The sequence below is a fragment of the Devosia sp. WQ 349K1 genome (assembly GCF_016595685.1).
Taxonomy (GTDB): Bacteria; Pseudomonadota; Alphaproteobacteria; order Rhizobiales; family Devosiaceae; genus Devosia.
Window position 1 is genome coordinate 934737 of sequence record NZ_JAENGO010000001.1, and the last position, 13171, is coordinate 947907.

10 protein-coding genes are annotated in these 13171 nt (G+C 58.3%); 1 reads left to right on the forward strand and 9 read right to left on the reverse strand.

Features of this window, described 5'->3' with window-relative positions:
* Positions 1-98 precede the first annotated feature (98 nt).
* Entirely contained in the window at positions 99-230 is a 132-nt protein-coding gene (locus tag JHL21_RS17870; RefSeq protein ID WP_282567598.1) for a hypothetical protein, read from the reverse strand.
* A 122-nt stretch (positions 231-352) separates the two neighbouring features.
* Complete coding sequence (locus tag JHL21_RS17875) at positions 353-487, reverse strand: hypothetical protein (RefSeq protein WP_282567599.1); 135 nt, start codon at positions 485-487, stop codon at positions 353-355.
* Between the two features lie 110 nt (positions 488-597).
* On the opposite strand from JHL21_RS17875, the gene JHL21_RS04470 reads away from it, so the two are divergent.
* Positions 598-2421: an aminopeptidase P family protein gene (locus tag JHL21_RS04470; protein WP_200212077.1), complete on the forward strand. Its 1824-nt coding sequence runs from the start codon at positions 598-600 to the stop codon at positions 2419-2421.
* Between the two features lie 42 nt (positions 2422-2463).
* Here JHL21_RS04470 and ligA read toward each other — a convergent pair whose 3' ends face one another.
* From ligA to JHL21_RS04505, 7 genes are all read right to left on the reverse strand, one after another.
* Positions 2464-4629, reverse strand: a complete 2166-nt coding sequence (gene ligA, locus JHL21_RS04475; RefSeq protein WP_200212282.1) for an NAD-dependent DNA ligase LigA — start codon at positions 4627-4629, stop codon at positions 2464-2466.
* Between the two features lie 427 nt (positions 4630-5056).
* On the reverse strand, positions 5057-6727 hold the full coding sequence (recN, locus tag JHL21_RS04480) for a DNA repair protein RecN (RefSeq protein WP_200212079.1): 1671 nt from the start codon (positions 6725-6727) through the stop codon (positions 5057-5059).
* A gap of 216 nt (positions 6728-6943) precedes the next feature.
* Positions 6944-7789: an outer membrane protein assembly factor BamD gene (locus JHL21_RS04485; protein ID WP_169195158.1), complete on the reverse strand. Its 846-nt coding sequence runs from the start codon at positions 7787-7789 to the stop codon at positions 6944-6946.
* Between the two features lie 82 nt (positions 7790-7871).
* Positions 7872-8828 (reverse strand): UDP-3-O-acyl-N-acetylglucosamine deacetylase, encoded by a 957-nt coding sequence (gene lpxC / locus JHL21_RS04490; RefSeq protein ID WP_169195157.1) that lies wholly within the window; start codon positions 8826-8828, stop codon positions 7872-7874.
* Positions 8829-8935: 107 nt separating this feature from the next.
* A complete protein-coding gene (ftsZ, locus tag JHL21_RS04495) occupies positions 8936-10633 on the reverse strand; it encodes a cell division protein FtsZ (protein ID WP_169195156.1) in 1698 nt (565 codons plus the stop codon).
* 353 nt (positions 10634-10986) lie between these two features.
* On the reverse strand, positions 10987-12300 hold the full coding sequence (ftsA, locus tag JHL21_RS04500) for a cell division protein FtsA (protein WP_200212081.1): 1314 nt from the start codon (positions 12298-12300) through the stop codon (positions 10987-10989).
* On the reverse strand, positions 12297-13139 hold the full coding sequence (locus JHL21_RS04505) for an FtsQ-type POTRA domain-containing protein (RefSeq protein ID WP_200212082.1): 843 nt from the start codon (positions 13137-13139) through the stop codon (positions 12297-12299). Before JHL21_RS04505 ends, ftsA begins: the two co-directional genes overlap by 4 nt.
* Between the last annotated feature and the right edge of the window lie 32 nt (positions 13140-13171).

Consider the following 13171-nt stretch of genomic DNA (forward strand, 5'->3'; position numbering starts at 1 on the left):
GTGCGAGTCCTGGTGCTCAGGCCCAAAAACAAAAAATCCCCGAAGGTGGCTCCGGGGATCGTCTGGTCTAGATTGTCAGCGTAATGCTTGCAGCCGCCTTATGGGCGCTTAGTAACCGCGCCAATCAGCTGGTGCTGCATGCGGTAGCTGACCTGGCGGGTAGCTTCGCGACCACGGCAGTCAATCAGACCACCCAGTGTGCTGCGGAAGCTATTCTTGCTCTCGGTCATTCTCTACTCCATGCGACGGCGGCAATCCGTTGCGCCGTCTGTGCGTTTCTCTATTCCATCCGCGCCATTCCAGTTAGTGGGGCGCGAACAGATCAGCTATGCCTTTTATGCAAGGCGACCGATTAGATGTCGGTATTGTGCTTCTGAGCAGCCTTGGTCTTGGCATCGAACTGAGCAACATAGCGTTCAGCCTGCTGTGTGCGAGCATCAACGATGGCATTCAGGGCGCGGCGGAAGAAATTCTCTTGCTTCGTCATTTTTCTCTCCTAGTGTTCGACACTAAGATAGGCATTCTTCGGGCGACAACCAGTCCGATAAAGACAAGCCAGCTATGCCCAGAGCGCAGCACGGCGCAGGATTTGTAAGCATGACAGACCGTTCTTTCCCGCCCACGCAGTTTCAGAGCTTCGAGGTCAAGAGTGACCCAAGCCAGGTCGCGCCCCGAGTCGCTCAGTTGCGCGCGGCGATGAAAGCTGCGGGCGTGGATGCCTTCCTCATTCCACGCGCTGATGCGCACCGCGGGGAGAGCGTGCCGGAAAGCGATGCGCGCTTGGCATACCTCACCGGCTTCACCGGCTCGGCGGGTCATGCCCTGGTCACAGCGGATAAGGCTGCGCTCTTTGTCGACAGCCGCTACACCTTGCAGGCACCCGCGCAGACAGACACAGACGTTTTTAAAATTGAGGAACTGGCGGTTGGCTCAGCCAGCCCGGTACTGCGCGATTACATCGCCGAGGGCGCGACCCTTGCTTACGATCCGTGGCTGCACACCCCGGGCGAAATCCGCACCTTTGTTGATGCGCTCAAGGGCTATGCCAAGGTCGTTCCGCACACCAATCTCGTCGACACCATCTGGCACGACCGTCCGGCAGCGCCCATTAGCCCGATCGAATTCCTGGGCCACAACCGCGCTGGCAAGACCGCGCAGGACAAGCTCACTGATCTGCGTAAAACGCTAAGTGACGAAAACGCCGCTGCTGTGGTGCTCACCCTGCCCGAAAGCATCTGCTGGCTCTTCAATATGCGCGGGCGCGACGTGCCCAACACGCCCTTCGTTCTTGGCTTCTCCATCGTGCCACAATCCGGCACACCGAAGCTCTTCCTCGATGAGGGGAAGATCACACCCGAAATTAAACAGGCACTTTCTGGCATTGCCGAGATCGAACCAGTAACCGGATTCTCTGCCGCTCTTGCGGCTTTTGGCGCAGATGCGAATAGCGTTCTAATCGACCCACAATCTGCCCCCGCTGCCGTTGCCGAAACGCTGACCAATGCCGGCGCCAAGCTCATCGAAAAGCGCGATCCGATCCTTGGGCCCAAGTCGCGCAAGAACGAGGTCGAACTCTCCGGCATGCGCGAAGCACATAAGCTCGATGGCGTGGCTCTGGCCAAGTTCCTCCATTGGTTCGACACCGAAGCCCCCAAGGGCAATCTCACCGAGATCGGCATCGTCACCGCGCTTGAAGCCTTCCGCCGCGAAGAGGAGACCTGCGTTGACGCCAGCTTTGATACCATTTCCGGCTCCGGTCCGAACGGCGCCATCGTCCACTACCGTGTTACTGAAAAGACCGACCGTCGCCTCAACCCCGGTGAGCTGATGCTCGTCGATAGTGGCGCGCAATATCTCTCCGGCACCACCGACATCACCCGCACGCTTTATACAGGCGATGCCAGCGCCGAAGAGAAAGACCGCTACACGCGCGTCCTCAAGGGGATGATCGCCATTTCCATGGCGCGCTTCCCCGTCGGCACCAGCGGCGCAGTCATTGATGTGCTGGCGCGCCAATTCCTCTGGCAGGATGGCATCACCTACACCCACGGCACCGGCCACGGTGTGGGCCATTTCCTCGCCGTCCACGAAGGGCCGATTGGCATTTCCAGCCGCTACACCGCTCCCCTGGAAATCGGCAATGTGCTCTCCAATGAGCCGGGCTACTACAAGGCCGGAGCCTATGGCATCCGCATCGAAAACCTGATCGTGGTCGAGGAAGCCAAATCCTTCCCCGGCTATCTCCAGTTCGACACGATTACCCTAGCGCCCATCGAAACGCGTCTCATCGACCAAAGCCTGCTCACGGCTCCAGAGCGCGATTGGCTCAACACCTTCCACGCCAAGGTGTGGGACGAGATCGGGCCACGCCTCAACGGCGAGGTGAAGGAGTGGCTTCGCCGGGCCACCACAGCGATCTAGTCAAACCAAAGGGCAGTCTCACGACTGCCCTTTTTCTTGTTCCTATTTTGCGATCCGCTCGAACCACTCGTCTTCCGAGATCACCTCAATGCCAAGCGTTTCTGCTTGCTTGAGTTTCGAGCCCGCCCCCGGCCCCGCCACCAGCAGATCGGTCTTCGCCGAAACAGACCCCGCGACCTTCGCGCCCAAGCGCTCCGCCATGGCCTTGGCTTCCGTGCGTGTCATCTTTTCAAGACTGCCTGTGAACACCACGGTCTTGCCTGCAACCACGCTGTCGGTCGAAATCACCACGACGTAGGGCTTTGGCTTTACCTCAACGAGCAGATCATTGAGCGCATCAACGTTCTTATCATTGGCGAAAAAGCCCATGATCGAAGAGCGCACCGTGTCACCGATGCCGGCGATTTCGGGGAATAGCGAATGCCCGTCGACATGATGCGCCGCCTTAAAGGCCACATCACGGAAGTTTTCAATCGTGCCAAATTCCTTAGCCAGCATGGCAGCCGTGGTTTCACCCACGTGGCGAATGCCGAGCGCAAAGATGAAGCGATCGAGTTCTGGCTCACGACGCGCATCAATGGCGTCGAACAGTTTCTTCACCGACACTGCCCCAAAACCGTCGGCGTCCTTGAGCTTTTTAAAACTCTTGGAATCGACAGCCTTGAGGGTGAAAATATCGGCCGGACGTTTAATGCGACCCTCGGCATAGAACTGGCTGATCTGCTTGTCGCCCAAGCCATCAATATCGAGCGCGTTGCGCGATACGAAATGCTTTAGGTTCTCAACCGCCTGTGCGGGGCAGAACAGCTCGCCCGTACAACGGCGCACCGAGTCGAGCTTACCTGTCTTCTCATTGATCTCGCGCACAGCTTCGGAGCCGCATACCGGGCAAACATGGGGGAAGACGAAAGGCTCGGTGCCTTCTGGTCGCTTATCAAGCACGACATTGACGATCTGCGGGATCACATCACCCGCGCGCTGAACGATCACCGTGTCGCCAACACGCAGATCGACGCCATCGCGAATGGCCTCGCCCTTATTACCGATACCTTTGATATAATCTTCATTGTGCAGCGTCGCGTTCTCAACAACCACGCCACCGACTGTCACCGGAGCCAAACGCGCCACCGGGGTCAGCGCCCCCGTCCGGCCCACCTGAATATCAATGGCCGTAAGCGTGGTGAACGCCTGCTCGGCCGGGAACTTATGAGCGATAGCCCAACGCGGCGCGCGCGCCACAAAGCCCCAACGCGCCTGCAGATCGAGCCGATCAAGCTTATAGACCACGCCGTCAATGTCGTAGCCGAGTGCCGAGCGCTGCACTTCAATACCGTGGTAATGGGCAATCAGCTCTTCGGCTGAAGTGGTGCGGACCATCAGCGGATTGGTAACAAAGCCCCAGTTTTTGAGCTTCTGGACGAAATCAAACTGCGTTTCGGCCGGAGGCTGAGGATTACCCGCGCCATCTTCAGCTAGGCCCCAAGCATAGGCAAAGAAATTGAGTTTCCGGCTCTTGGTAATTTCCGCGTTTTTCTGGCGCAACGAACCCGCAGCGGTATTACGTGGATTGACGTAATCCTGCCCGCCATACTTGGCGGAATGCTCCTTGAGGCGTTTGAACTCAGCGTGGTTCATATAAACTTCGCCGCGGATTTCGATCACCGCAGGCCAACCCTCGCCTGAGAGCGTGTGCGGAATATCGGCAATGGTTTTGAGGTTTTCGGTGATGTCCTCACCCACTGACCCATCGCCTCGCGTCGCGCCTTTAACGAGCACACCATTCTCGTAGCGCAGCGATGCCGAAAGCCCGTCGATCTTTGGCTCAGCGGTGAATTCGAGCTTGAATTCCGGGTCGCGCAGCGTATCGGCCATGAAGAATTTTTTGGCCCGCGCGACAAAGTCCGTCACGTCCTCGTCGGTGAAAGCATTGGCGAGGCTGAGCATCGGCACGCCATGGCGCACCTTGGCAAAGCCATCGGCAGGTGCAGCCCCAACCGCCGTCGACGGGCTATCCATGCGAACGAGAGCAGGGAAACGCTCTTCAATGGCAAAATTGCGTTGGCGGAGCTTGTCGTAATCGGCGTCCGACAAATCCGGCGCATCATTTTGATGATACGCAATATCCGCCGCCGCAATCGCCGTCGAGAGCCGGTCAAGCTCAGCCCGTGCTTGGTCTTCCGTGAGATCGGTTACAGGCAGCAGCGGCAAATCGGTCATGGCATCACTCAGAATCTGAATGCTGTTGGTTTAGCAGAACGCATCACACCGCGCATGGTGCCAGCGCATCGACACAGGGGATAGGGTCAACAGGGCCCAAGTTTACGCTAGCAAGGCGCACGGACAATTTCTGACAGCAGGCCGTGTCGCAACGCGAGAATTCTGCCCCTCAAGAGCGAGTGAGGAAGGATGTGCCCGTTGGGCCGGACGAAGGGTTGTCCCTGCCAATTACGCGCAAACCACCACCCCACCCTCAATCCCTCCCCCTCAAGAGGAGGGAGGCTGACCGATGTCGCTCAGGCCACGTCGCCTAAACGCGCGCTGTTTCACTCCCTCCCCCTTGCGAGGAGGGCTGGGGTGGGGGAAAGCGCCCCACACATACTGCCTCAACTCGGCCAAACACCGAGCACCATTTTAACTAAACCACTGTCCCCAGCAGTTTGCTCGCTGCAGCGCGGGCTTCATCGGTAATCTCCGCCCCCGCGAGCATTCGCGCCACTTCTTCCTGCCGTGCATCCCGGTCCAGCGGACGAACATGCGTGCGCATGAAAGCACCCTCTTTGACCATCTGCTTTTCAATAAGCAGGTGACGGTTGGCGCGGGCTGCGACCTGCGGGGCGTGTGTTACCGTCAGAACCTGCACTGTGCTTGCCAGCCGTGCCAAACGGCGACCAATCGCATCGGCAACAGCACCACCAACACCAGTGTCGATTTCGTCAAAAATCAGAACTGGCGCCGAGCCGCGATCGGCGAGCACCACCTTAAGCGCCAGCAGGAAACGGCTCAATTCGCCCCCCGACGCCACCTTGAGTAGCGGGCCCGCAGCTGTTCCCGGATTGGTCTGAACGTGGAACGCGATCTGGTCAAAGCCTGCGGCAGCGACACGGTTCTTATCAACCTGCTGGTCGACAATGAACTTGGCCGCGCCCAGCTTCAAATCCGGCAGTTCAGCCTCAACCGCCTTGGCCAGCGCTTTAGCCGATTTCGCTCGGCTGGTGCTGAGCTTTTCTGCCGCCTCTACATATTTGGCCCGCGCCAGCGCTTCGGCCTGCTGCAGAGTTTTGAGGCGCCCTTCCCCGCTTTGTAGCGTATTAAGATCGCCTTCATACTTTTCGAGCACTTCAACCAATCCATCGCAGCTGGTCTGGTGCTTACGCGCGGCTGCGCGCAGCGCGAAAAGACGCTCTTCGACCTGCTCAAGCTCAGAGGGATCAAACGCCATCTCACGCTTCAGATCTTCCAAAGCGTCAGCGGCTGTATCTAGGGTGGCCAGCGAAGCGTCCAGCGCATCCACAATCGGCTGGAACAGGGTCGCCCCGCTGTCCAGCTTGCGCAGCAAGCGCCGCATGAGCGCTGCGAGTGCAGGCGATGGCGCATTTGGACCGTTGAGGATTTCATCAATCTCGACAACATCCGCGGCAGCCTTTTCGGCCTGCTGCAACTGTTGGCGACGTTCGGACAATTCTGCCTCTTCGCCCAATCCCGGTTTCAGCTTAGAGAGCTCATCAACCGTGTGCCGCGCATAGTCCTCGGCGGCGAGTGCCGCATCAACCTGCGCGCGCTGCTCCTCAACGGCCTGTTGCGCCTCAACTAAGGTCGCCCAGGCGTCCCTCACAGCCGCTGCCGGTTTGGAGAGTTCACCAAAAGCGTCGAGCGCCGCGCGGTGCGTGGCCACATCAACCAAAGCGCGATCATCGTGCTGGCCGTGAATTTCGACGACCTGGCTCCCCACCTTTTGCAAAAGCGAGGCCGACACCGGCTGGTCATTGATAAAGGCGCGGGTACGGCCGTCCGAGAACTGAACACGCTTGAGGATCACGTCCTCATCATCGGGCACAGCGTTTTCGCGCAACAGCGCGCGCGCCGGATGATCTGCGGCCAGTTCCAGCACGGCGACGACCTGCCCGCTGTCCTGCCCCTGCCGTACCAGCGAGGCATCCCCACGTCCGCCGAGCGCTAAAGTCAGCGCATCAAGCAAAATGGATTTGCCCGCGCCGGTTTCACCGGTGAGGACAGTCATGCCGTTATCAAGCGCCAGATCGAGCTGGTCGATGAGAACGATATTGCGGACCGACAGCGCGTTTAGCATGCGCGAATTTCCCTCAAGGGACTGGGCTTTGCTTGTCTTATCAGCTTGGCTGCGGATTGAGACGTCCGCGAGACGCCTTCCACAGCAAAGCCGCTAACACAGCCGCGTGACACGATAGCAAAATAGAACAAAATAGCAACACCGTCTTTCGCTAACCCCAGAGCGAAAAACAAAGGGCCCCGTGTGGGGCCCTTCAAACTCGTCAAACTGACGCGCTTAGTTGCGAACGCCGGCCAACCAGCTGCCCGAATTCAGGCTTGGTGCGAGGCCCTGCTTACCGAGAAGTTCAAAGCCGCGCTTGTACCAATCGCTCGATGGGTAGTTGTGGCCCAGAACGGCGGCAGCAGACATGGCTTCTGTGGTCAGACCGAGCGAGAGATAAGCCTCGGTCAGGCGGTAGAGCGCCTCTTCGATGTGAGTCGAGGTCTGCCACTTTTCAACGACTTCGCGGAAGCGATTGATCGCCGCGGCGTACTGGCCATTACCGAGGTAATAGCGGCCCACCGACATTTCCTTACCAGCGAGCTGGTCATAGGCGATCAGGAGCTTTTCCTTAGCGTCCTTGGCGTGCTCGGACTTCGGATAATTGTTGATCAGGAGCTGATAGGTGTCGATCGCGTCCGTCGACAGCTGCTGGTCACGAGTAATATCCTTGATCTGAGCGAAATAGGCAGTGCCCTTCAGCCAGAGGATATAGGCGGTTTCAGAGCTCTTGGGATAGAGCGCCAGATAGCGGTCTGCCGCTAGGATCGCCTCGTCAAACTTGCCGATGCGATAGTTCGCATAGACCTGCATGACCTTGCCCTTTTCGGTCAGCGGATCCAGCGGATGCTGGCGATTGAGCTGATCGAGCTTGCGGATCGCGGTCTGGTAGCGCTGGCCATCCATATCGTCGAGCGCACCCTGATAAAGGGCAGCGGCAGGAATGATAGCAGCTTCTTTGAGCTTAGGCGGCTGGAACAGACCACCACCGGCGCAAGCCGTCAGTGCTGTCGCAAAAACGCCAATGGCAGCGAGCCGAACGGCGCGGGCTGTAAGCTTCTTCATTGCATTAAAGGTCACGTACGGCCCCGTATTGGTTCATGCGCACTAATGCGACGTAGTTTCCAAATGGATCAAAACTGTGGCAGCAGAAATCAACGTCTCAGCTTGCCGAGCGCAGATAATGGGACACCTCAAGACCTTCAGGTTGGTCGTTGAAGGCTTCCATTTCAAGCGGCAGATCCTCCGCGCTAACTATCTCATAATTAGCATCGCTGGAAAAGAGACCAGTCAAAACATGAGCATTGAGCGCATGGCCCCCTTTATAGGAGCGGAAGCGACCGAAGATCGGCAAGCCAGCGAGCGAGAGATCGCCCACGGCGTCGAGCAGCTTGTGCCGGACGAATTCGTCCTCAAAGCGCAGACCACCTGGGTTCAGGATACGGTCCTCATCGACTGTGATTGAGTTATCAAGGCTAGAGCCGAGCGCAAAACCAGCAGAACGCAGAATTTTGGCGTCGCGCGCAAAGCCAAAGGTACGGGCGCGCGATACGTCTTCAAAATACCGGCGCGGCGTCCAGTCAAAGATCATGCGCTGGCGGCCAATGACCCGAGAATCAAATTCAATTTCAAGATCGAGCGCGCGCCCGTTGTAGGGCTCAAGCGCTGCGAAGGCGTCGTTGTTACGAACAGTAACGGCGCGCATCACCTTGAGGAATTTCTTGGCAGCTGGCTGCGTGACCAAACCAGCTTCAATAATTGCCTTGGCAAAAGGATAGGCGGAACCGTCAAGGATCGGGCATTCCGGCCCTTCAAGCGTGATCAGCGCGTTGTCGACGCCAAGTCCCGAGAGTGCGGAAACCACGTGCTCAACGGTCGAAACACTGTAGCTATCGCCCAGGTCGATAGTGGTCGCGAGCGTCGTGCGGCTGACGCGCGTGTGCAGCACCGGAACCGTCTTTGTATACGTGCCGCCGCCGAGGGCGCGTCGAATTACATAGCCAGTATCGGGCGCTGCAGGCGCCAAAATCATTGTCACAGGCTGCGCCCCGTGGACGCCGTAGCCAGCAAAGTTAATCTCGCTGGCCAAGGTCCGCTGACGCGTAGATAGCTTAGTCATGCCTGGAATATTCCAAATAGGTCACGCTCAATCAGAACGCTTATCGAAAAAAAGCTCGGTGCGGAAGCCGCACCGAGCAAGGTTTTCACCTGTTGATCACGAAAAGACTAACCGTGCTTACGCAGGAATGCTGGAATCTCAAGGTGTTCCTTCTGCGCGGGTGCAGCAGGAGCGCGACCATGTGTATCAAGATTGCCACGCGCGCCTTCGGTTGCTGGTGGGACACGCGAAGCGCGCTGACCACCATTCTCGATTGCACTGCGAGCTGCAGCATCGTCAGCCATGGTCTGGCGCGGTTCAGCACGAACCTCTGCCTGAGCAGGTGCGCCCAAGTTTAGACCAACATTGGATGCCAGACGCTTGAAGAGTGCGCGAGCATTGCGTGGTTCTTCAGTCTGCACCTGCGGAGCGACTGCAGCTTCCTGAGTGCGGCGAGCGACAGCTGGCAGTTCTTCAGTACGCGGCATACGACGCTGACCGTCCGGACGCGCTGCATTGGATGGAACATAAACCGAAGGGATCGGCTGTTCCTGAGCAACAACAATCTCTTCTGGCTCATAGTGAGATTCAGAAGCCGGCACGTATGGTTCTACGACGATACCGTCGTCTTCGTGAAAGGAAACTGGCGATGGCTGCGCAGCGGGCGTTGGGTGCTGAGCGTGGAACGCCTCGGCAACCGCAGCTTCAACCTGCGAGCTGATGTCTTCAACTTCCATCATCACTGGCTCAACCGGAGCCTGCGGCACCACGGGACGGTTGGCCTCAACCGGAACGTGGCGTTTTACTGATAAAGGGGTGCGGGACGCGTGCGGCTTAGCCGGCTCCATTGCCTGAACCATAGTCGCGTCGGTGCCAGTAGCAACGACAGATACGCGGATCGTACCGTTCAGGTTTGGATCGTAAGTCGCACCAAGAATGATATTCGCGTCGGTATCCACTTCTTCGCGGATACGCGAAGCGGCTTCATCGACTTCATAAAGGGTCAGGTCTGGACCGCCGGTAATAGAGATCAGCAGGCCACGAGCACCATGCATCGACACATCGTCGAGCAGTGGGTTCGCGATAGCCGCTTCAGCAGCGTGACGTGCACGGTCTTCGCCCGAAGCTTCGCCAGTACCCATCATCGCCTTGCCCATGCCACGCATAACAGCGCGCACGTCAGCGAAGTCGAGGTTGATCAGGCCTTCCTTGACCATCAAATCGGTGATGCAAGCAACACCCGAGAACAGCACCTGGTCAGCCATCGCGAAAGCGTCGGCGAAGGTGGTCTTCTCGTTGGCAACACGGAACAGGTTCTGGTTCGGGATAACGATCAGCGTGTCAACGTGACGGTGCAGTTCGTCAATACCATCTTCAGCCAGACGGGTACGACGATTACCCTCAAAGTTGAACGGCTTGGTCACAACACCAACGGTCAGGATGCCCTGTTCGCGCGCAGCCCGAGCCACAACGGGCGCTGCACCAGTGCCAGTACCACCACCCATGCCGCAGGTGATGAACACCATGTGCGAGCCGGAAAGGTGATCGTTGATTTCGTCCCAGCTTTCTTCCGCTGCCGCACGACCCACTTCCGGGTGCGATCCAGCGCCAAGACCTTCAGTGACGCCAACGCCAAGCTGAATGATCCGCTGTGCCTTCGACAGGGCGAGTGCCTGCGCGTCGGTGTTTGCAACGACAAAATCCACGCCTTCAAGGCCGGATTGAATCATGTTGTTTACGGCGTTGCCGCCACCACCGCCCACACCGAACACGGTGATGCGGGGCTTGAGTTCCTGAATATCGGGAATAGTGAGGTTGATCGTCATGTGTGGCCCCATAGGTGGCGTGGTTGATTAAGATTTAGCGGCCTAATCGTTAATCCCACCCTAACAATTGCCTGTATTGCGCAGTTCTCGGCGCATTTTGCGACACCGCATGCAAGGCACGCCCTCCGGTGTTAACCAGCCGATAAGCAACAAAATTAACCTTGCACGGTGCGGAGCCGGTCAGTTTGGGCCTTGATAAAGTGATAATAAAATAAACGAATGCCCATAAAGTGAGAGGGCGCTCGCTTAACGAACGCCCTCTCCTGATTTGGCCGTACGGAGTTATCCGTATCTATCTTTGTGTGTTAATTCGCGCCCGAAGCCGTCGCTTGAACGCAGCTTTCCGTCGTCGATCAGAAGCTGCTCCGCAGCCAGTTGCCGACGCGTGAGAGGTAGCCGTCCGTACCAATGAGTTTGCGGCTACTGCGCGGCTCGGAGTATTCATTAGCGCAGACTTGCGGATAAACCAGCATGCCAGCCACTGTCGCAAAGGCGGCGCCACGAGCAATTTCAGGCAGGCCCGAAATCCCCATTGGGCGACCATTGCGGACGTTGCGAGCAAGGGTGCGACGCGCCACTTCCGGCAGGCCAGTCATTTCGCTGGCCCCACCGGTTAACACGAAGCGACGTCCGCAGACGTCCATCATGCCCGTGGCCTGCATGCGATCACGGATAGCTGTCAGAACTTCTTCGATACGCGGACGCATGATGCGGGTCAGAACAGCGCGCGGGATTTGCCCCGGCGCTTCGTCATGACTTGCACCCACGGGCTGGATCGGGATCATCTCGCGTTCATCCGCCTGCCCCGGCAGAACCGAGCCATGCAATGTTTTGAGGCGCTCTGCGTCCTGCACGCTCACCGAGAGCTGGCGCGCGATGTCGAGCGTCAGATGGTGCCCACCAATGGCGATAGCATCGGCATAGACCATGTGCCCGTCGTTAAACACGGACACTGTCGTCGTCGCGCCGCCAAAGTCGATACAGGCAACACCCAATTGCGCTTCATCATCCACAAGGGTTGCAAGACCCGAGGCATAGGGCGTGGCAACGATGGCTTCGATCTGCAAGTGGCAGCGGTGAAGCACCAGTTCCAGATTGCGCATAGCCAGAGTTTCCGCGCTCACCACGGCAACGTCGACTGAGAGCTTCTCCCCCACCATGCCCTTGGGGTCACGAATGCCCTTATGACCATCGAGCGAAAACCCGATGGGCAGCGCGTGAATAATGGAGCGTTCCGCGCGGACCGAACGAGAATTGACAGCCTTGAGCACACGCACAAGGTCAGACTTTTCCACCTCTTGCCCGTCAAGATTGACCGCAGCCGAGAAGGTTTCGGAACCCAGGCGGCCAGCCGTAACGTTGACGAGCACGCTTTCCAGCGTCAGCCCTGCAGCGCGCTCAGCCATGCCCACGACATTGCGAATAGCCTGTTCGGCCTTTTCAATATCGGTGACGACGCCACTCTTGACGCCTGCCGCCGGACCATAGCCAAAACCGATCACTTCTGCCTTGTGGGTACGCCCCTTCAAGGAGCGACCTTCGCTGCGCGGCACCAGGCGCGCGATAATGCAGCAGATCTTGGTCGACCCAATGTCGAGCACGGCCACCAGAGTGGTCTTGCCTGGTTGAACCGGACGAAGCCGGGAGGTCATCGCATCGGTGATCATTGGGGTGTCGTCACAGTTTCTTCGATAGGCTTATTGGGGCGGAGCGCGACCAGCGTATCATTGCGCAAATCAATCTGCGCCAGATCGCGGTCGAGCAATCGGAATTCATCTTGATAGTCTTGCAGCTTGCGCAGCGCTTGGGCGACGCCCTGCTCCGGAAGCTGCACCCGCAGGCCAGTGCTATAAATCAAATCCCAACGACGGTCGGCGATACGCGAAATCGCCACCAACTCGTCTTTGAGTTGCGGAACAGTGTCGATGGCGCGGATCATCGCCAAGGCATCGTCCGCGGCACCATCGCCAATAACCAATGGCAGATCGCCATAGGCACCGCGATCCTCGCCGATCTGATCCCCTGCCCGGTCAATCAAGAAGGTGATGCCATCCACGCGCCAACGCGCAACCGGCAGTTTCTCGGTGATCGTAACGTCCACCTTGCCCGGATAGGTCTTGCGGACCAACACGCTTTCAACGGCAGGAAGCTCAGCAATGCGCTTGCGCGCTGCATCCACATCAAAACTCATTGTCGAGGTTTCGAGCTGGATCGCCAAAGCGTCGAACACATCCTGCTCGGATGTCAGTGTTTGACCGGAGATCGAGATTTCCGAAACGGCAAGGCCCGCATGCGCAAATTGCGCCTGTGCCAGTTCGACCCCGATCATCGCCAGATTGCCGATTGGCTCACGGACTTGGTAAAGCCCCGCACAGCCAGCGAGCAGCAATGCAACTGAAAAGACCTTACGGATCTTCCCACTGTGCAATACCCAAACGCGGTTCAGAGAATTTTTGATACGGCGACGCGGAGCGCGCGCACGGACAGGCAAAGCGCGGGTCGTCACTGGTCGCGCTCCAGCGAGAAGTGTCTCGCTTT

Excerpts from the sequence above, each read along its gene's own strand:
- JHL21_RS17875 (WP_282567599.1), bottom strand. The coding sequence starts at position 487 with ATGACGAAGCAAGAGAATTTCTTCCGCCGCGCCCTGAATGCCATCGTT.
- ftsZ (WP_169195156.1), bottom strand. The coding sequence starts at position 10,633 with ATGACGATCAACCTCACTATTCCCGATATTCAGGAACTCAAGCCCCGC.
- recN (WP_200212079.1), bottom strand. The coding sequence starts at position 6,727 with ATGCTAAACGCGCTGTCGGTCCGCAATATCGTTCTCATCGACCAGCTC.
- JHL21_RS17870 (WP_282567598.1), bottom strand. The coding sequence starts at position 230 with ATGACCGAGAGCAAGAATAGCTTCCGCAGCACACTGGGTGGTCTGATT.
- lpxC (WP_169195157.1), bottom strand. The coding sequence starts at position 8,828 with ATGACTAAGCTATCTACGCGTCAGCGGACCTTGGCCAGCGAGATTAAC.
- ftsA (WP_200212081.1), bottom strand. The coding sequence starts at position 12,300 with ATGATCACCGATGCGATGACCTCCCGGCTTCGTCCGGTTCAACCAGGC.
- JHL21_RS04470 (WP_200212077.1), top strand. The coding sequence starts at position 598 with ATGACAGACCGTTCTTTCCCGCCCACGCAGTTTCAGAGCTTCGAGGTC.